This window comes from Streptomyces sp. NBC_01232, from assembly GCF_035989885.1.
Lineage (GTDB): Bacteria > Actinomycetota > Actinomycetes > Streptomycetales > Streptomycetaceae > Streptomyces.
In genome coordinates, this window is record NZ_CP108518.1 from 2,911,625 (window position 1) to 2,929,841 (window position 18,217).

16 protein-coding genes, 2 tRNA genes and 1 pseudogene are annotated in these 18,217 nt (G+C 70.4%); 3 read left to right on the plus strand and 16 right to left on the minus strand.

Translation table 11 applies throughout. The annotated features are described in order from the left end of the window. Nucleotides 1-191: 191 nt before the first annotated feature. From OG444_RS13650 to OG444_RS13685, 8 genes are all read right to left on the minus strand, one after another. Nucleotides 192-264 (minus strand) — tRNA-Ala (locus tag OG444_RS13650). Between the two features lie 145 nt (nt 265-409). Next, nucleotides 410-643, minus strand: coding sequence for a hypothetical protein (locus OG444_RS13655; protein WP_008738908.1), 234 nt, complete (start codon nt 641-643; stop codon nt 410-412). 143 nt (nt 644-786) lie between these two features. Further along, nucleotides 787-859, minus strand: a tRNA-Ala gene (locus OG444_RS13660). Between the two features lie 123 nt (nt 860-982). Next, nucleotides 983-1,639, minus strand: coding sequence for a histidine phosphatase family protein (locus tag OG444_RS13665; protein WP_327266775.1), 657 nt, complete (start codon nt 1,637-1,639; stop codon nt 983-985). Then, nucleotides 1,636-2,082: a ribosome silencing factor gene (gene rsfS / locus OG444_RS13670; protein ID WP_030008628.1), complete on the minus strand. Its 447-nt coding sequence runs from the start codon at nt 2,080-2,082 to the stop codon at nt 1,636-1,638. Before rsfS ends, OG444_RS13665 begins: the two co-directional genes overlap by 4 nt. 161 nt (nt 2,083-2,243) lie before the next feature. Beyond that, entirely contained in the window at nt 2,244-3,953 is a 1,710-nt protein-coding gene (locus tag OG444_RS13675; protein ID WP_327262433.1) for an LCP family protein, read from the minus strand. Between the two features lie 23 nt (nt 3,954-3,976). Beyond that, complete coding sequence (gene nadD / locus OG444_RS13680; RefSeq protein ID WP_327262434.1) at nt 3,977-4,594, minus strand: nicotinate-nucleotide adenylyltransferase; 618 nt, start codon at nt 4,592-4,594, stop codon at nt 3,977-3,979. A 63-nt stretch (nt 4,595-4,657) separates the two neighbouring features. After that, nucleotides 4,658-4,825, minus strand: a complete 168-nt coding sequence (locus OG444_RS13685; protein WP_037631388.1) for a hypothetical protein — start codon at nt 4,823-4,825, stop codon at nt 4,658-4,660. A 140-nt stretch (nt 4,826-4,965) separates the two neighbouring features. Between OG444_RS13685 and OG444_RS13690 the strand changes: the two genes are divergently transcribed. Next, a complete protein-coding gene (locus OG444_RS13690; protein WP_327262435.1) occupies nt 4,966-6,054 on the plus strand; it encodes a M48 family metallopeptidase in 1,089 nt (362 codons plus the stop codon). Here OG444_RS13690 and OG444_RS13695 read toward each other — a convergent pair. From OG444_RS13695 to OG444_RS13725, 7 genes and pseudogenes are all read right to left on the minus strand, one after another. Then, nucleotides 6,038-7,201, minus strand: a complete 1,164-nt coding sequence (locus OG444_RS13695; RefSeq protein WP_327262436.1) for an SCO2583 family membrane protein — start codon at nt 7,199-7,201, stop codon at nt 6,038-6,040. The genes OG444_RS13690 and OG444_RS13695 overlap by 17 nt on opposite strands. A 68-nt stretch (nt 7,202-7,269) precedes the next feature. Then, nucleotides 7,270-7,821, minus strand: coding sequence for an SCO2584 family spore wall biosynthesis protein (locus tag OG444_RS13700; RefSeq protein WP_327262437.1), 552 nt, complete (start codon nt 7,819-7,821; stop codon nt 7,270-7,272). Nucleotides 7,822-7,898: 77 nt separating this feature from the next. Further along, a complete protein-coding gene (locus OG444_RS13705; protein WP_327262438.1) occupies nt 7,899-9,176 on the minus strand; it encodes a glutamate-5-semialdehyde dehydrogenase in 1,278 nt (425 codons plus the stop codon). A 344-nt stretch (nt 9,177-9,520) separates the two neighbouring features. After that, entirely contained in the window at nt 9,521-9,988 is a 468-nt protein-coding gene (locus tag OG444_RS13710; protein ID WP_327266776.1) for a hypothetical protein, read from the minus strand. Nucleotides 9,989-10,022: 34 nt separating this feature from the next. Further along, entirely contained in the window at nt 10,023-11,150 is a 1,128-nt protein-coding gene (proB, locus tag OG444_RS13715) for a glutamate 5-kinase (protein ID WP_327262439.1), read from the minus strand. 229 nt (nt 11,151-11,379) lie between these two features. Beyond that, nucleotides 11,380-11,808: pseudogene (locus OG444_RS13720) on the minus strand (GtrA family protein); the annotation flags it as partial. Continuing rightward, nucleotides 11,805-12,812 carry a glycosyltransferase family 2 protein gene (locus tag OG444_RS13725; RefSeq protein ID WP_327262440.1) on the minus strand — a complete coding sequence of 336 codons (1,008 nt, stop codon included), beginning with the start codon at nt 12,810-12,812 and terminating at the stop codon, nt 11,805-11,807. The pseudogene OG444_RS13720 and the gene OG444_RS13725, both read right to left, overlap by 4 nt. Nucleotides 12,813-13,001: 189 nt before the next feature. Between OG444_RS13725 and OG444_RS13730 the strand changes: the two genes are divergently transcribed. Together OG444_RS13730 and OG444_RS13735 are read left to right on the plus strand one after the other, a co-directional pair. After that, nucleotides 13,002-15,881, plus strand: a complete 2,880-nt coding sequence (locus tag OG444_RS13730) for a bifunctional glycosyltransferase/CDP-glycerol:glycerophosphate glycerophosphotransferase (RefSeq protein ID WP_327262441.1) — start codon at nt 13,002-13,004, stop codon at nt 15,879-15,881. Next, complete coding sequence (locus tag OG444_RS13735; protein ID WP_327262442.1) at nt 15,878-17,050, plus strand: glycosyltransferase; 1,173 nt, start codon at nt 15,878-15,880, stop codon at nt 17,048-17,050. The genes OG444_RS13730 and OG444_RS13735 overlap by 4 nt, the downstream gene beginning before the upstream one ends. Before the next feature lie 80 nt (nt 17,051-17,130). Here OG444_RS13735 and galE read toward each other — a convergent pair whose 3' ends face one another. Next, nucleotides 17,131-18,144 carry a UDP-glucose 4-epimerase GalE gene (galE, locus tag OG444_RS13740; RefSeq protein ID WP_327262443.1) on the minus strand — a complete coding sequence of 338 codons (1,014 nt, stop codon included), beginning with the start codon at nt 18,142-18,144 and terminating at the stop codon, nt 17,131-17,133. Nucleotides 18,145-18,217: the final 73 nt, after the last annotated feature.

The window sequence follows — 18,217 nt, forward strand, 5'->3', positions numbered from 1 at the left end:
TAAGCAGAAGGCGTACGGCACGCATGGCGTCAGGGTACCGCAGCGGCCCCTTGGGACGCTCAGGCGTTCCGGGACCTGGGACCCCGGTGCCTGGACCTGGAAGTCCGACCCGCGACCCGCGACCCGGGACCCTGGACCCGGGGCACAACGAGAAGCGGGCCACCCGATCCGGGTGGCCCGCTTCTTCACTGTGGAGCTAAGGAGAATTGAACTCCTGACCTCCTGCATGCCATGCAGGCGCTCTACCAACTGAGCTATAGCCCCTTGTTGTGCTTGCCGCTTCGGTTTCCCTTGCCGGTCCCCCTTGGCGACATCCCAAACATTACACGGTCATGGCCCTGGTCCAAAAATCGGTTTCCACCGACCAAAGGCCATGTCCGATTTAATCCAACTTGTCGCGTTCGCTCTGTCATGCCCGCGCGAACTGGTAGAACCGCTTGAGCGTGCAGTGCTCGTCGAGCAGCCGCCCGTAGATCGGCTCCCCTTCCAGCTCACGGTACGTCTCGATCGGGTCGCCCTTTATGATCAGCGCCCGCGCGCATTCCTCGCACCAGTACTGGTAGTCGGGGTTGACCGGGTCCATGTCCCGCACGATCGGCGTGCCGTTGTTGCACCAGTCGCACCGGCGCCGGTGTGCACCCATCCGTCAGCGACTCCCTCCCGCGTCGGGCCGTCGTCTCCCCCTCCGGCGGTCCGATTCTGCCATGCCGGTGCGGGCCAGGTCAGCAAACGCAAAGGGTACAAAAGCAAGGATCCCGCCCCCCATTGGGGACGGGATCCTGATTGTGGAGCTAAGGAGAATTGAACTCCTGACCTCCTGCATGCCATGCAGGCGCTCTACCAACTGAGCTATAGCCCCGCTCTCCGCCGCGCTCCCCCCGTCTCCGGTGTTCTGCGCTGCGAACAAGAAGAACTCTAGCCTGTGACCAGCCGGAAAGTGAAATCCGGGTGGAAGCCCCGCCGGGGAGCGGCAGAAAGCTGCTCAGTCGTCGTCGCCGAGCACCGGTTCCGGCAGCGTGCCGGCGTTGTGCTCCAGCAGCCGCCAGCCGCGCGCGCCCTCACCGAGGACGGACCAGCAGCAGTTGGAGAGCCCGCCGAGGCCCTCCCAGTTGTACGAGTCCAGGCCGAGCAGGCGCCCGATCGTCGTACGGATGGTGCCGCCGTGGCTGACCACGACGAGGGTGCCGGACTCCGGCAGCCGGGCGGCGTGTTCCAGCACCACCGGCGCGGCGCGGTCGGCGACCTCGGTCTCCAGCTCACCGCCGCCGCGGCGGACCGGTTCGCCGCGCTTCCACGCCGCGTACTGCTCGCCGTACTTGCCGAGGATCTCGTCGTGCGTGAGGCCCTGCCACTCGCCGGCGTACGTCTCGCGCAGCGCCGCGTCCCGCGTCACCGGCAGCCCGGTGATCGCGGCCAGCTCGGCAGCCGTGTCGGAGGCACGCCGGAGGTCGGAAGCCACGATGGCGTCCGGCTTCAGCGAGGCGAGCAGCCGTGCGGCGCGGCGCGCCTGCGCCACGCCCGCTTCGGTCAGCTCGATGTCCGTGGAGCCCTGGAAGCGGCGCTCCAGGTTCCACGAGGTCTGGCCGTGCCGCCAGAGGACGATCTTCCTGCCGGGTTTGCCCGAGGTGGTCGCGCTCAGAACAGATCACCGTCCAGTTCGTCGTCGCCCGCCGCCTCGCGCAGCTTGGCGTGCTCCTCGGCCTTGCCGATGGTGAGCTTGGCGTCCTCGGGGAGCTCGATCTCGGGGCAGTCCTTCCACAGGCGCTCCAGCGCGTAGAAGACACGCTCCTCGCTGTGCTGGACGTGGACGACGATGTCGACGTAGTCGAGCAGGATCCAGCGGGCGTCGCGGTCGCCCTCGCGGCGCACCGGCTTGGCGCCGAGCTCCTTGAGCAGGCGCTCCTCGATCTCGTCGACGATCGACTTGACCTGGCGGTCGTTGGGCGCCGAGGCGAGCAGGAAGGCGTCGGTGATCGACAGCACGTCGCTGACGTCGTACGCGATGATGTCGTGCGCGAGCCGGTCGGCCGCGGCCTGGGCGGCGGCGGTGATGAGCTCGATGGAGCGGTCCGTGGCGGTCACTGGCCATGCTTTCGGGTTGGCGGGCAGATCCTTACAAGGGTCTCATGTACCGCCGACACCGCCCGCGCGCAGCGTCGCGCGCGGGCGAATGCCTCCCTCGGAGCCGATCCGGAGCCGGTCAGCAGCCGATCCGGAGCCGGGTCAGGACCGGTCAGGACCGGTCACGACGCCTTGTAGTCCTTGCCCAGGATCACCACGACCTCCGCGTTCACCGCGTTCTCGGCCTTCTTCACGGCCGTCTCGGGCAGTCCCAGCGTCTTGGCGACCTCGATCGCACGGTCCCGCTGCGCATCGTCCTGGTAGGTGATCTGCGAGGTGGCCGCCGTTTTGTCGGCCTTGCCGCCGTCGACGAAGGCGTAGCCGCCGTTCATCAGCGCCGCCTTCGCCGCGATCTGCGCCTTCTCGTCACCGGTGGCGTCCTTCATTCCGACGCGCGGGGCCGCGCCGGGCTGCGCAGCGGCGCCGGATCCGCCCAGCACCTCCTTGACGACCTTCTTGTTCGCGTCGTCCGTGAGCGTGCCGTCCGGCTTCACCGCGAGGACGTCGGTGCGGTACGCCCCCACCTTGGCGTGCTCGCCGAGCCGGGAGAGCAGGGCCCCGAGGGTCTGCGCGTTCAGGGCCGGATCCAGGATCTGACCCATGCTCTCGACGGTCACGGCCGCCGCCTTCGGGTCGCTCGGAACCTTGCGCAGCACCGCCTGGAGCACCTTGCCCACGCGTTCCATCTGCTTGGTCTCCGGTTCGCCCTCGCCGCGGAAGGTGGCGTAGGCGACGGCCATGGGGCCGCTCAGGCTCTGCTTCTGGCCCTGGGCCACGGCCGGGACCTTGGCCGCGTCGTCGGCCGGGACCGCCGTGTCGGTGTCGACCTCGATGCCGCCGACCAGCTCGACCAGGTTCTCCAGGAACGGGGTGTCAAGGCGCCAGGTGCCGCCGATGCTGGTGCCGAGCACGGAGTCGAGGGCTTCCCGGGTTCCGAGACCGCCTTCCTCGACCGACTTGCCGAGCGCGATCGGCGTCCCGTCCTGGCCGGTCACGGAGAGGGTGTTCGGCAGCAGGACGGTGGCGCCCTGCTTGGTGGTCACGTTGTCGACGAGCAGCACCGAGGAGGTGCCGCCCTTCTTGGTGTTGTGCAGGTGGACGACGATCATGTCCCGCTTCTGCGCACCGGCGGCGGCCGTCGCGCCGGTCTTCTTCTCGCCGGGACCGTCGATGAAGGGCAGCTTGCCCGCGTACCAGAGGTAGCCGAGGCCGCCGACGACGAACAGTGCGAGGACGACGATCAGCGCCACCACCCGGTTGCGGCCGCGGCGGCGGGCCTCCTCGCGGCGCTCGGTGCGGCTCTCGGTGAATTTGAGCCAGTCGATGACGTCCTCGGAGTCCTCGTCCGGCTGGTCGATGAACGCGAACATCTCCGTGCGGTAGTCCCGGTCCGCCTCGGGTTCGCCGCCGGGCTCGGCGCCCGGTTCGCCGCCGGGGCGGCGCGGCTCGGGGACCCGGTCGGCCGGCCGCTCGGCGGGGGCCGGGGCCGGGGCTTCCGGGGCGTTCTGCTGCGGGATCCACTGCTGGGTCTGCTGCGTGTCGTACCCGTAGGCGGGTGCCTGGGTGTACTCCTGCTGCCCGTACTGCGGGGCGGCCGGCTGCTGCGGGTAGTACTGCTGCTGCGGCTGTTGCGGCTGCTGCTGGGGGTAGCCCCGGTAGTCGTAGCCGTACTGCTGCTGCTCGTACTGCTGCTCGTACTGCTGGGCGGCAGACGGAGCGGGCTGGGCGGGCTGCGCGGGCACCTGGCCGTACACCGGCCGCCCGTACGCGTCGTAGCCGACGAGCTGCTGCTCCTGGGCATACGGGTCGTACGGATCCTGTCGGTCGTTCACCGCGGGCCCCTCTCTCCGGAAGCTCAGGCTCCCCGGTACAGCTCACGCTTGTCGATGTAACGCACGACACCATCCGGCACCAGGTACCAGACAGGATCCCCCTGGGCGACCCTCGCCCGGCAGTCGGTGGACGAGATCGCGAGCGCGGGGACCTCCACCAGGGAGACGCCGCCCTCCGGGAGCCCGTCGTCGGTGAGCACGTGGCCCGGCCGGGTGACTCCGATGAAGTGGGAGAGCGAGAAGAGCTCGTCGGCGTTGCGCCAGGTCAGGATCTGCGCGAGCGCGTCGGCACCGGTGATGAAGAACAGGTCGGCGTCGTCGTTCTGTGCCTTCAGGTCCCGCAGGGTGTCGATGGTGTACGTCGGCCCGCCGCGGTCGATGTCGATGCGGCTCACCGAGAACTGCGGGTTCGATGCCGTGGCGATGACCGTCATCAGGTAGCGGTCCTCGGCCGGTGACACGGCGCGCTGCGACTTCTGCCACGGCTCGCCGGTCGGCACGAACATCACCTCGTCGAGGTGGAAAAGGGCGGCCACCTCGCTGGCGGCCACCAGGTGTCCGTGATGGATCGGGTCGAATGTCCCGCCCATCACGCCGAGCCGGCGTTTGACCGGACCGGTAGGCATCTCCTGCTCTCCCATGAGCGCAGAGCCTACTGGCCCGGCGGACGCTGCGGACGCTGCGGTCTCGGCGGGCTCAGTGGCTCAGCGGTCGCGGTTCAGGCGCGTGGTCACCCAGAGCATCAGCATGAGGATCACGAAGGCGGCGCCGCCGGTCAGGTACGGGTTGAGGCTGTCGTGGTTGCCGCCGTGCTGCTCGGCCCCCTCCGAGGCGAGGACGACCAGGTTGTGGGCGGTGGAGGAGAGGCTCATCAGGCAGGTACCTATCGAGTCGGGGAGCGGACGGAGACTTCGCTCACATCGTATGCGGGGGCCTGGGGCACGCTCACGCAGACTCAGGCGTTGGAGAGGATAGACGCAGCGTCGAGCAGGTCGATCCAGGGGAGGGCGCAATGACGGAAACAGGCTTCGAGAAGGCACCGGCGCGGGACCGCAGGAGGTTTCCCGGTATTTCCTCGAGGGCGTACGAGCATCCGGCGGACCGCTCCGCGCTGGTGGCTCTGCGCAGGCTGAGCGGCTTCGACACCGTGTTCAAGGCCCTGAGCGGGCTGCTTCCGGAGCGGAGCCTGCGGCTGCTGTTCCTGTCGGAATCGGTGCGGGTGGGCGAGACGCAGTTCCCGCACCTGTACGCGATGCTGCGCGACGCCTGTTACATCCTGGACCTGGAGAAGGTCCCGCAGATGTACGTGCAGCAGGACCCGAACCCCAATGCCATGTGCATCGGGCTGGACGAGCCGATCATCGTGGTGACCACGGGTCTCGTCGAGCTCCTCGACGAGGAGGAGATGCGGGCCGTGGTGGGCCACGAGGTGGGTCACGCGCTGTCGGGGCACGCGGTCTACCGCACGATCCTGCTGTTCCTGACCAACCTGGCGATGAAGATCGCGTGGATCCCGCTGGGCAATGTGGCGATCATGACGATCGTGACCGCCCTGCGGGAGTGGTTCCGCAAGTCGGAGCTCTCGGCCGACCGGGCGGGGCTGCTCGTGGGGCAGGACGTGCAGGCCTCCATGCGCGGGCTGATGAAGATCGCGGGCGGCAACCACCTCCACGAGATGAACGTGGACGCCTTCCTCGCCCAGGCCGAGGAGTACGAGTCGAGCGGCGATCTGCGCGACTCCGTCCTGAAGATCCTCAACCTGCTGCCGCGGACCCACCCCTTCACGACGGTGCGGGCGGCCGAGCTGAAGAAGTGGGCGGAGAGCCGCGACCACCAGCGGATCATGGACGGTCACTACCCGCGGCGGGAGGACGACAAGGACACCTCGGTGACCGATTCCTTCCGGCAGTCCGCCGCGCACTACGCCGACACGGTGCGCACCAGCAAGGACCCGCTGATGAAGCTCGTGGGCGACATCGCGGGCGGCGCGGGCGACCTGGGCGGCAAGCTCCGCGACAAGTTCACCGGCGCCGGTGCCGGGGGCGGTTCCGGCGCAGGCACGGCGTCCGAGGGCAAGGGCGGGGCTACGGAGCAGGGCTGACCGGGTCGGCCTGCGGGGCCGACGGGGTCTGCGGGGCCGCGGGTGGTGCCAGTACGCCGCACAGCCCGGCCGTGCGGTGCGGCCGGCCGCTGGCGTACGGGTCGCTCGCGGCCGGGCCCACCGTGGTCGGGCCGGCTCCGGCCAGGAGCGGGCGGAAGGCCCCCGCCGGGTCGGCGGAGCAGTCCTGCGGCCCGGCCATCACATAGGCCGAGGCCAGCTCCAGCCGCCGGGCCCCCAGGTCGTCCCGGTCGAAGCGCAGCCGCAGCTCGCGCCGGACGGTGAAGAGCGAGGCGCCGTCCGCCGCGGCCGGGGACCCGGTGGCCGGGCGTACGGCGTACACGAAGGTGTGGTCGGTGGTGACCTCCAGCGTGTCCGGGGCCACCTCCTCGAAGGCCAGGGAGCCGCTCACCCGGACGCGTGAGTCGGCCATGACGGCGGTGGCCTGGTCGAAGCGGACCAGCCAGCCGGTGGCCGCGTGCCGGCCGTCACCGGAGGGCGAGGTCATGCTGCGGTCGAACTGCGCCAGCTGGTCGGGGTCGAGCAGGACGCGCACCGGGCGGGAAGCGGATCCGGCGAGGATGTCGGGGTCCAGCGAGGACTGCACGAGGTAGTCCTTGGCGATGGACAGTGCGGCGACGACCTGGGCGTCGGTGAAGTGGTGCGTGCGGCGCACGGCGGGCAGGGTGATGCCGGCCGCCCCGACCCGGTAGTCGGCGGCGGGGCTCTTCGCGTACAGGTCGGCGGGTCGCCCGCCGGGCACGACGGTGGTCGGCGCGAGCGGGACCACCGTGCTGCTGAGCGCCTGTGCGGGTCCCCCGGGTGGAGGCACGTAGGGGTTGCGCAGCCCCATGTAGACGGCGACGGCGAAGGCCGTGGCGATGAGCAGCACGAGCAGCATGCCCTGCCGGGCGCCCCGGCCGGGGGTGCTGGTCCGGGACGCGGCGCCGTTGCCGGACCAGATGGAGCGGCTGCGTACCGCGCGGGCGTGCTCGCCCATGCGTTCCTGTGCGGAGTATTCCTGGAGCCGGGCAGCCCGGACGAAGTCCTCGTCGAACACCACCGACCGGTATTCGTCCGACCGGAATTCGTCGTCGCCCCCGCCCATGCCCTCGGGGGTGCTGTTGGGTGGATCTCCTGGCACGGCCATCGCTTCTCCCCGCTGTCCCCGCTTCAGAGAAGCCCCCGGCTCCGGCGTACGCGAGTGGGGTCGTACCTTCAGGGTTGGCGAACGGAGGGGTACGTAAACGCGCCGACGCCGGTGACTTCGCTCCTGGGGGTGCTGGCGGGCGCCGGAGCGGGGTCCGCCTCGCCCGACGTACTGCGGTAGACGGCGCTGAAGGCGAGCGCGACCATCCCGAGCCCCATCACGAAGGCGAGCACCCAGGCGACGGGGCGCAGCCAGGGGGCGCGGCCGCGGTAGGGGCGCAGACTGCCGCCGTAGGCCCCGTACGGGCCGTCCGGGTAGCCGTGACCGTGCTCGTGGTCCCAGCCGTGGTCGTCGTCGTACCCGTCGGGGTGGCCGTAGCCGTAGCCGTCGTAGTCGTCGTCGCCCGTCCAGCCGCCCGGGACGGCACGGGCGGCTTCGGCCTCCGCGCGCGCTCGGTCGGCCGCCCGCTGGCGCTCGGCGGCGCTCGGTTCATGGATCTCGGCGTTCCGGACGAAGTCCTCGTCGAACACCACGGAGGCGAAGTCGTGATCCGCGCCTCCGCGGTCGTCGTCGGGCTCCCCGTCGTCCGGGAACGGCTTGCCCCCCACGTCGTCCGGCACAGGAACAGCCTAGACCTGGGGGGCCTCCTTGGGCAGGGTGTCCGCCGAATTCCGGCCACACCGCGCTCAGGGGTTGACTACCGAATGTGACCGTCGCCGGTGACGATGTACTTGGTGGAGGTCAGCTCGGGAAGGCCCATCGGGCCCCTGGCGTGCAGCTTCTGGGTGGAAATGCCGATCTCGGCGCCGAAGCCGAACTGGCCACCGTCCGTGAACCGAGTGGATGCATTCACGGCGACGGTGGTCGAGTCGACCAGCTGGGTGAATCGGCGGGCGGCGGCCTGCGAGGTGGTGACGATCGCCTCGGTGTGACCGGAGGTCCAGCGGCGGATGTGGGTGACGGCATCGTCGAGGGAGTCCACGACGCCGGCGGCGATGTCGTAGGACAGGTACTCGGCGGCCCAGTCCTCGTCCGTGGCGGGCAGGGCGGTGACCTTGCCGCCCTCGGCGGCGGCGAGGACCCGTGCGTCGCCGTGGACGGTGACGCCGGCGTCGGCGAGCGCGTCGAGGGCGCGCGGCAGGAAGGCGTCGGCGATGTCGCGGTGCACGAGGAGGGTCTCGGCGGAGTTGCAGACGGAGGGCCGCTGGGCCTTGGAGTTGATGAGGATGTCCACGGCCATGTCCAGGTCGGCCCGGGCGTCGACGTAGACGTGGCAGTTGCCGGTACCGGTCTCGATGACCGGGACGGTGGATTCCTCGACCACGGTCTTGATGAGGGAGGCGCCACCGCGCGGGATGAGCACGTCGACGAGGCCGCGGGCGCGCATCAGCTCGCGGACGGAGTCTCGGGACTCGCCGGGGACGAGCTGGATCGCGTCGGCGGGCAGGCCGGCGCTCTCCACGGCGTCCCGCAGGATGGCGACGAGCGCGGTGTTGGAGGAGTAGGCGGAGGAACTACCGCGCAGGAGAACCGCGTTGCCGGACTTGAGGCAGAGGGCGGCGGCGTCCACGGTGACGTTCGGGCGGGCCTCGTAGATGATGCCGACGACGCCGAGCGGGACGCGGATCTGCCGGAGGTCGATGCCGTTGGGGAGGGTGTTGCCGCGGACGACCTCGCCGACGGGGTCGGGGAGGGCAGCGACGTCACGCACGTCGGAGGCGATGGCGGCGATCCGCTCAGGGGTCAGCGTGAGGCGGTCGATGACGGTCTCGCTGGTACCGGCGGCGCGGGCCTTGTCCGTGTCCACGGCGTTGGCGGCGATGATCTCGGCCGTACGGGCCTCCAGCGCGTCCGCGATCGCCAGCAGGGCGGTGTCCTTGGCGGACCGCGGGAGTGGGGCGATGACGGCGGCGGCGGTACGGGACCGCTGCGCGGTGGCGAGGACGGGCGAGGTGGCGGCATCGAGCGAGGTCATGCCGCCCAGGGTAAGCCCCGGGCCGGGGCGGACGGCCGGGGTTCCACCCCGCGAGACGGCCTCCGGCCGGGTCAGCAGGGGGGCCGTGCTCCGCGCCGCTCCTGGGAGCCGGACCCGGTGGCCGGTACCGGTCCGTGGCGCAGTGCGGGCACAGGACCGGGGCTCCGCCCCGTACCCCGCGCCTCAAACGCCGGCGAGGCTGGGTTGGGCCCCCGCGCCCCGCACGTCGGCAGGCCGGGTTGGTCCCCACGCCCCGAACTCCGGCGGGCCGGGTTGGGCCCCGTGCTGCGAACGTCGACGGGGCTGGGTTGGGCCCCGGGCCTCAATCGCCGGCGGGGCTGGAGTTAGTACGGGTGGACGCCCACCGGGTGGGCCGGGGGTGGGCCGTAGCCCTCCGCCACGCGTTGGTGGTAGGTGGCGCGGTCGATGACCTCCAGGCCGACGATCTCCCAGGGCGGGAGCTGCGCCGAGGAGCGGTGTTCGCCCCACAGCCGCAGGGCGACGGCCGCCGCGTCGTGGAGGTCGCGGGCCTCTTCCCAGTAGCGGATCTCCGCATGGTCGTCCGCGTACCGGCTGGTCAGCAGGAAGGGATGGTCGTGGGCCAGTTGTTCCAGCCCGCGCCGGACCTCGGAGAGCGGAGCCGGCTTGCCGGAGACGCTGAGGGTCACGTGCCACAGGCGCGATGCGTGATCCTGCTCCTCCCCGCCACCGCCGCCGTCACCGTCCCCTGTGCCGACGCTGGTCAGCGCTCGTCCCACCAGCCGCCTCCTGTCTCCGCCACGCGGGTCCGCCCGCCTCTCACAGTTGACCAGTCCACGGGCCGCCGCGCTGCGCTTTTGACGAACCTCAGCCCTCCAGCAGGACCAGATCGTCCCGGTGTACGACCTCCCGCTCGTACGCGGGTCCGAGTTCCCGCGCGAGCTCGCGAGTGGAGCGGCCGAGGAGCTGCGGAAGCTCCTTGGCGTCGAAGTTGACCAGGCCCCGGGCCACGGCGCGGCCGTCGGCGGAACGCAGTTCCACCGGGTCCCCGGCGACGAAGTCGCCCTCGACCGCCGCGATCCCCGCGGGCAGCAGCGAGCTGCCCCGCTCGGTCACCGCGCGGACGGCTCCCTCGTCCAGAACCAGGTGCCCCTGCGGGGTGGACGCGTGCTGGAGCCAGAGCAGCCGGTCCGCCGAGCGGCGCCCGGTGGCGTGGAAGTGCGTGCCGGTCCCCCGTCCGGCGAGGGCGTCGGCCGCCTGGCTCGCGGAGGTCAGCACTACCGGGATCCCGGCGGCGGCGGCGATCCGGGCCGCCTCGACCTTGGTGACCATGCCGCCGGTGCCCACGCCCGCCTTGCCGGCGCTGCCGATGGAGACGTGCGCGATGTCCTCGGGCCCGCGGACCTCTTCGATGCGGGTGGTGCCGGGCTGGGACGGGTCGCCGTCGTAGAGGCCGTCCACGTCGGAGAGGAGGACGAGCAGGTCCGCGCGGACGAGGTGGGCGACCAGCGCCGCCAGCCGGTCGTTGTCGCCGAAGCGGATCTCGTCCGTGGCGACGGTGTCGTTCTCGTTGACGACGGGCAGGGCGCCCATGGCGAGGAGCTGGTCGAGGGTGCGGTAGGCGTTGCGGTAGTGGGCGCGGCGGCTGGTGTCGTCGGTGGTGAGGAGCACCTGGCCGACGCGGACGCCGTACCGGGCGAAGGAGGCGGTGTAACGGGCGACGAGCAGGCCCTGCCCGACGCTCGCCGCGGCCTGCTGCCGGGCCAGGTCCTTGGGGCGGCGGCGCAGGCCGAGCGGCGAGAGCCCGGCGGCGATGGCTCCGCTGGAGACGAGGACGATCTCCTTCTCGCCTCCGCTGCGGGCCTTGGCGAGGACGTCGACCAGGGCGTCCACCCGGTCGGCGTCGAGTCCGCCCGCTGCGGTGGTCAGGGAGGAGGATCCGACCTTGACCACGATCCTGCGGGCGTCCACGACACCTTGCCTAGCCGCTGACACGTCTGTCCCCTTGCCCCTGTTGCCCAAAGAACTGCCTGCCACCTCAATCTACGGGGTGGCCCGACGGGGCCGCTCAGGGGTTTCAGACCGTGGACGAGTTCGACGGGCTCGACGGGCTCGACGAGGGCCGGGACGGACTCGGCCCCGGACCAGGCCCCGACCCCGGACCCGGCTCCTGCCCCGGTCCCGGTCCCGGTCCCGGCGAGTCCTGTCGCTGCTCCTGCGGATCCTGCTGCTCCTGCTCCGCCCCGGCCCCCGCCTGCGCTGCGGCCGCACGGGCGGCGCGCGGGACGAGGATCTTGCGCGAGAGCAGGAAGGTGAACGGGATGGCCACGATCGCCGCGACGAGCGGGGCGATGCGGGTGTCCATCCCGGCCCAGGCCACCAGGGCGTAGAGGCCTGCCGACTGGATGACGTAGTTGGTGACGTTCGTCAGAGGGAAGAGGAGGAACTTCTTCCAGGTCGGCCGGGTCCGGTAGGTGAAGTAGGTGTTCATGAAGAACGAGCCGACCATGGCCAGGAGGAAGGCGAGGGAGTAGGCGGCGAAGTACGGCATCCACGGGTGCAGGAGCAGGTAGATGCCGAAGAAGGTGCCGGTGTTGACCGCGCCCACCAGGGCGAAGCGGAAGATCTGGCCGAGCTGCTCCCCGCGTCTCATCGGGTGCTGCGCTCCACGATCGTCGGCTCCTCGATCACGGCGGCCGTCGGCGGCCCGGTCCGCGGGAGCGGCTGCGGCTGCGTGCCGTGCGACTCCTTGACCAGGAAGTGCGGCCTGCGCTTGGTCTCGTAGTAGATACGGCCGATGTACTCGCCGATCAGGCCCAGCATGATCAGCTGGACGCCTCCCAGGCCCGTGATGATGGCCACAAGAGTGACGTATCCCGGGGACTCGACGCCGTTGGTGATGGCGACGGTCGTGATCCACAGCGCGTACATGCCGGTCAGGGAGAGGAGCGACACGCCGAACCAGATGGCGATCCGCAGCGGCCTGTTGTTGAAGGAGATCAGGCCGTCCATGCCGTAGTTCAGCAGGGAGCCGAACTTCCACTTCGTCTCGCCGGCCTCGCGCTGCGCGTTGCGGTAGTCGAAGTGGACGGTGTCGAAGCCGATCCAGGAGAAGAGGCCCTTGGAGAAGCGGTTGTACTCCGGCAGCGACAGCAGCGCGTCGACGGCCGGGCGCGAGAGCATGCGGAAGTCGCCGACGCCGTCGGCGAGTTCCACGTCCACCCAGCGGTTGACGCCGCGGTAGTAGAGGCTGCTGAGGGCGGAGCGGACCTTCTTGTCACCCTCGCGCGTGCGGCGGGCGATGATCTGGTCGTGGCCCTGCCGGAAGTGCTCCAGCATGGTCGCGATGAGTTCCGGCGGGTGCTGCAGGTCGGCGTCCATGATCACGACGGCTTCGCCGGTGGCCTCGCGCAGGCCCGCGAGCATGCCGGCCTCCTTGCCGAAGTTGCGGCTGAAGGAGACGTACCGGGTCCGGTCCCTGTGCTCGGCGGCGATCTTCCGGAGCTTGTCGAGCGTGCCGTCGCGGCTTCCGTCGTCGACGTAGCAGACCTCGTACTCGACGGAAAGGGTGTCCAGGACTCTTCGGATCTCCACGTCGAAGCTGTCGATGACGGCTTCTTCGTTGTAGCAAGGGACGACTACGGAAAGCTTCGTCATGAACACTTCCTGCTGGGTCCGAACGGGTGATTGTCGACGACCACACCCATTCCTCACCTCTTCCTTAGAAGTATGCACGGCGAGGGTCGGGCGGGAGTCGGGCTGCCGGAGTCGACGGCGGCACACGGTAGCTTTGACGAGATAAGCGGAATCCGAATGAGCTCAACGTAACGAAACGAAGGGATCGAGGTGCACGTGCCCGACGTCTCCGTGGTCGTCATCGTCTACAACGACGCAGAGCGTCTGCCGACAGCAGTCCGGTCGGTTCTGGACCAAACCCTGCACAGCGTCGAAGTCGTGATCGTCGACGACTGCAGCAAGGACCACTCGTACGCGGTCGCCCAGGAACTGGAGTCCGAGTACCCCGGAAGGGTGCGCGCCTTCCAGCTGCCGGAGAACAGCGGCGGCTGCGGCGCGCCGCGCAATCACGGCATCCAGCAGGCCACCGGAACGTACGTGATGTTCCTCGACAGCGACGACGTGCTGGAGCGCAACGCCTGCCGGAACATGCTGGACGCCGCCGAGCGGACCGGATCCGACCTGGTCTCGGGCATGTGCGTGCGCGTGCACCTCGACAACCGGTGGGGCAAGACCACCGAGTGGTACCCCTGGATCTACTCGCGCACCCGCACGCTGGAATCGATCACCGAGTTCCCCGACCTGCTGGTGTACGACACCCTCTCCACGAACAAGTGCTACCGGCGCGAGTTCCTGCTGGAGCAGGGCCTTCAGTTCCCGGTCGGCATCCACTACGAGGACCTGCTGTTCTCCGCGCAGGCCTACGTGGCCGCCCGTCGCATCACGCTGATCCCGAACCACGTCTACTTCTGGAACGTGGTCGAGAAGGCCGCGGCGAAGTCGATCAGCAACCGGCGCCACGAAATCGCGAACTTCGTCCACCGGATGGAGATCCACCGCCGTGTTGACGCCCTGCTGGCCGAAAAGGGTCATACGGACATCAAGTCCGCGAAGGACGCCAAGTTCCTCAAGCACGACCTGGTGCTGCACCTGCGCGACCTGCCGCTGCTGAGCGACGAGTACCGCCAGGAGTTCGCCCGCCTCGCCAACGGCTACCTGGCGGGCATCGACCCGGCCGCGTACGAGAACGTCACGTACCTCCAGGCGATCTGCGCCTACCTGCTGGGCAAGGAGGACTGGGACAACCTGCTCCCGGCCGCCGACGCCATGACCAACAAGGGCCGGCTCACCTCCCCGCTCGCCGAGCGCGACGGCCGCGTCTACTGGTGCGCGCAGCACATCGACGGTCCCGACGCCGACGAGGCCCGCCGGATACTGGACGTCACCGAGCAGGCCTTCCACACCACGCCGCTCACCTCCCTCACCGTCGGCAACCGCCTGACCTCCTACGAGGACGACGGCCGCGGCACGGTCACGCTGTCCGGCTCCGTCGTGAACCCCCTGGGCCGGATCCCGCAGGACGCCGACCTCAAGGCCACGCTCGAGTTCCGGGCCCGCCGGCAGATCGGGGTGCGGTCCTTCAGCTTCCCGGCGGCAGCCGTGCGCCACGCCGGTGACACGATCGAGTGGACCGTCACCGCCGACGTCGCGAGCACCGTCCGCCCCCTCGGCATCATCGACGCCGTTTGGGACGTCCGCCTCAAGCTGACCGCGGGCGGCGAGCGGATCACCACCCGCGTCTCGGTCGGCGGCGTCGACCTGGACTCGGCGGCCCGGCTGCGCGTGCGGCCCCGGCTGACCCGGCTGGTCTCCGACCGCTTCGGGCCCGAGGTGACCAAGAAGGGCAACCTCAGCTACGTGCTGAGCGCCGAGGGCGCCGCCGCCGTCCGCACCCAGTCGCTGATCAACAACGCCATACAGGGCAAGGCAGCGGGCGTGGTCAAGCGGGGTCTGCGCAAGGCGCTGCGGGCCCGCCGGAACATCGGCTCCGGCGAGCAGAAGGTGAAGATCTACCACGAGGTCTTCTCGAAGCTGCCGATCAAGAAGGGCACGGTCGTCTTCGAGAGCCACATGGGCAAGCAGTACAGCGACAGCCCCAAGGCGATCTACGAGGAGATGGTCCGCCAGGGCGTGCCGTTCGAGGCGATCTGGTCGTACGCGGGCGCCAAGCCCGCCGGCTTCCCCAAGGAGGCCACCCTGGTCAAGCGGTGGAGCTGGCAGTACCTGCGCGCCCTGGCCCAGGCCGAGTTCTGGGTCGACAACCAGGGCTTCCCGCTGGCGCTCGCCAAGCGCCCGGGGACCACGTACATCCAGACCTGGCACGGCTCGGCGCTCAAGCGGATGGGCTTCCACGAGCCCCGGACCAAGGCGCAGGGCCGGGCCGGCCAGGCCCGCTTCCAGGCCGCCGTGGACCGCTTCGACCACTTCCTGATCCGCTCCGAGCACGACACCCGCACGCTCGCCAAGGGCTTCCGGCTGCGCGACGAGGTGCTGCTGCGCACGGGCTACCCGCGCAACGACGCCCTCGTCGAGGCGCACCGGACCGAGGCGAACAGCGGTGAGCGGGTGCGCGGCCCGCTCGCGGGCGAGCTCGGCATCGACCCGGACAAGAAGGTGCTGCTGTACGCGCCGACCTTCCGGGCGGGCGCGGACGGCGCGGTGGAGGGCTTCACCTTCCCCTTCGACGTCGAGGAGTTCGCGGACCGGCTCGGTGACCGCTTCACGCTGCTGGTGCGGACGCACTACCTCAACAGCGTCTCGCTGCCGCCGTCCGTCGCGGGCCGGGTCGTCGACGTGTCCCGGCACCACGACATCACCCCGCTGCTGGCCCTCGCCGACGGTCTGATCACCGACTATTCGTCCGTGATGTTCGACTACGCGGTCCTGGACCGGCCGATGCTGTTCTTCGCGTACGACTACGAGGAGTACGCCACCGACATCCGCGGCACCTACTTCGACCTGAAGGAGAAGGCCCCGGGCCCGGTGGTGGCCACGGCGGACGAGCTCCTGCAGGCGCTCGACGCCTTCGAGGAGGCGGACGCCAAGTACGCCCAGGCGCGGCAGCGTTTCCTCGTCGAGTTCGGCGAGTACGACCGCGGGGACGCGGCCCGCCAGATCGTAGAGAAGTTCTTCACCAGGAGCGGCAAGTGAGCCAGCAGACCGCCACCCCGGGCGGCCGTGACATCTTCATCGTCTCCAACAACGTCGACGAGCTCGGCGGCGTGACCACCTGGTCGCACCAGATGGCCCGGCAGTTCACCGACCGCGGCCACCGGGTGCACATCGTGGGCATCGCCCCGGTCGCCGAGGAGATCCGGCAGAAGCTGCCGCAGGACCTGCCGTACGAGATGACCACGCTCTACGACACCCACCCGCCGTCGGCCCGCCGGCTGCGCGGGATCAAGGGCCGGCTGAACGCGCCCGAGCGGCGCCGCCAGTCGGCGCGGCGTGCGCTGATGCGGGCCAAGGCCGAGCAGCTGAGCGAGCTGCTGCGCGCGGCCCGCCCGGGCGGTGTGGTCATCGTCACCCAGGTCTGGGCGATGGAGTGGGTGGCGCTCGCCGACACCAAGGGGCTCTCCGTCATCGGGATGAGCCACGAGTCGTTCGAGGCCAGCCAGAAGTCCACCCGCGGGGAGCGGGTCCGCCGCTTCTACCCGCAGGTCGACCGGCTGCTGGTGCTGACCCCCGAGGACGCGGACCTGTGGATCCGGTCGGGCATGGAGAACGTCGGGAGCATGCCGAACCCGCTGCCGTTCATGCCCGCCTCCCCCGCTCCGCGCACGGAGAAGGTCGTGGCGTCCGTCGGCCGCCTCGCCTTCGAGAAGGGCGTCGACCTGCTGCTGGACGCGTGGGCGGACGTGGCACCGCACCATCCCGACTGGACCCTGCGGATCTACGGGGCGGGCATGGAGGAGGCGACGCTGAAGGCGCACTGCACCTCGCTCGGCGTGGACGACTCCGTGGAGTGGATGGGCAGCACCGACGACGTGCTGGGCGCGCTGTGCGCCGCCTCCGTCTTCGCCCAGGCCTCACGGGCCGAAGGGTTCCCGATCACGCTGCTGGAGGCGATGGCCGCGGGCGTGCCGGCGGCCGCCTTCGACTGCGCTCCCGGCGTACGGGAGATCGTCGAGCACGGCGAGGACGGGCTGCTGGCCCGGCTGGGCAACACGATGGAGCTGGCCGGGCACCTGCGCGTGCTGATGTCCGACCGTGAGCTGCGCGACCGGCTCGGGGACAACGCCTTCCGTTCGGTGCAGCGCTACTCCAGCACCGAGATCACCGACCGGTGGGAAGAGCTGTTCTCCTTCCTGGAGCGCTGACCCCGGCGTCCCGTGGACATGTGCGAGCGGCCCGCCCCGGATCCTTCCGGGGCGGGCCGCTCGCACATGTGCCGGCCGGGTCAGGCCTGGAGGACGTCCCGGTGGGAGTCCCGGCGGGCCACCTTGTTGGCCTCCCAGCCCGCCCAGGCGGAGGCGACCATCTCGCGGACGTCGTGGCGGGCCTTCCAGCCCAGCTCGCCGGTGATCCGGTCGGCCGAGGCCACGACCTTCGCCGGGTCGCCGGGGCGGCGCGGGCTGATCACGGGGGCGATGTCGTGGCCGGTGATCTCGTTCATCAGCGCGACCATCTCGGCGACGGAGACGCCCTCGCCGCGCCCGATGTTGACGGTGAGGTCCTTGTACTCGCCGGCCGCGCCCCACTCGGCGAGCTTGCGGGCGGCCGCCACATGGGCCTCGGCGAGGTCCTCGACGTGGATGTAGTCGCGGATGCAGGTGCCGTCCGGGGTCGGGTAGTCGTCACCGAAGATCTTGGCGCCCTGGCCTGCGTCGAAGCGCTCGAAGACCATCGGGACCAGGTTGAAGACGCCGGTGTCGGCGAGCTCGGGGGTCGCGGCGCCCGCCACGTTGAAGTAGCGCAGGCAGGCGGTGGAGATGCCGTGCGCCTTGCCCGCGGCGCGCACCAGCCACTCCCCGGCCAGCTTGGTCTCGCCGTAGGGGCTCAGCGGCGCGCACGGGGTGTCCTCGGTGACCAGGTCCACGTCGGGCATGCCGTAGACGGAGGCGGAGGAGGAGAAGAGGAAGTTGCGGATGCCCGCGTCGGCCACGGCCTGCAGCAGGACGGCGAGGCCCTGCACGTTCTCGTGGTAGTAGTGCATCGGCTTCTCGACGGACTCGCCGACCTGCTTCTTGCCCGCGAGGTGCACCACGCCGGTGATCTTGTGCTTGCGGATGACCTCGTCCACGACCAGCCGGTCCAGGACGGATCCGACCACCAGCCCGACGCCTTCCGGCACGCGGTCCTCGTTGCCCGTGGAGAGGTCGTCGAGGACGACGACCTCCTGCCCCGCGAGCATCATCGCGCGGACGACGTGCGAGCCGATGTACCCGGCGCCACCGGTGATCAGAAACGTCATGTGTATCTCCTTGGTCCTGTCCGACTTCGGGATGAGAAGCACAGTGGGGTGAACCGGCCCGCACGGGCCCGGT

Excerpts from the sequence above, each read along its gene's own strand:
- galE (WP_327262443.1), bottom strand. The coding sequence starts at position 18,144 with ATGACGTTTCTGATCACCGGTGGCGCCGGGTACATCGGCTCGCACGTC.
- OG444_RS13705 (WP_327262438.1), bottom strand. The coding sequence starts at position 9,176 with ATGACCTCGCTCGATGCCGCCACCTCGCCCGTCCTCGCCACCGCGCAG.
- nadD (WP_327262434.1), bottom strand. The coding sequence starts at position 4,594 with ATGGGAGAGCAGGAGATGCCTACCGGTCCGGTCAAACGCCGGCTCGGC.
- OG444_RS13655 (WP_008738908.1), bottom strand. The coding sequence starts at position 643 with ATGGGTGCACACCGGCGCCGGTGCGACTGGTGCAACAACGGCACGCCG.
- OG444_RS13685 (WP_037631388.1), bottom strand. The coding sequence starts at position 4,825 with ATGAGCCTCTCCTCCACCGCCCACAACCTGGTCGTCCTCGCCTCGGAG.
- OG444_RS13725 (WP_327262440.1), bottom strand. The coding sequence starts at position 12,812 with ATGACGAAGCTTTCCGTAGTCGTCCCTTGCTACAACGAAGAAGCCGTC.
- OG444_RS13690 (WP_327262435.1), top strand. The coding sequence starts at position 4,966 with ATGACGGAAACAGGCTTCGAGAAGGCACCGGCGCGGGACCGCAGGAGG.
- OG444_RS13695 (WP_327262436.1), bottom strand. The coding sequence starts at position 7,201 with ATGGCCGTGCCAGGAGATCCACCCAACAGCACCCCCGAGGGCATGGGC.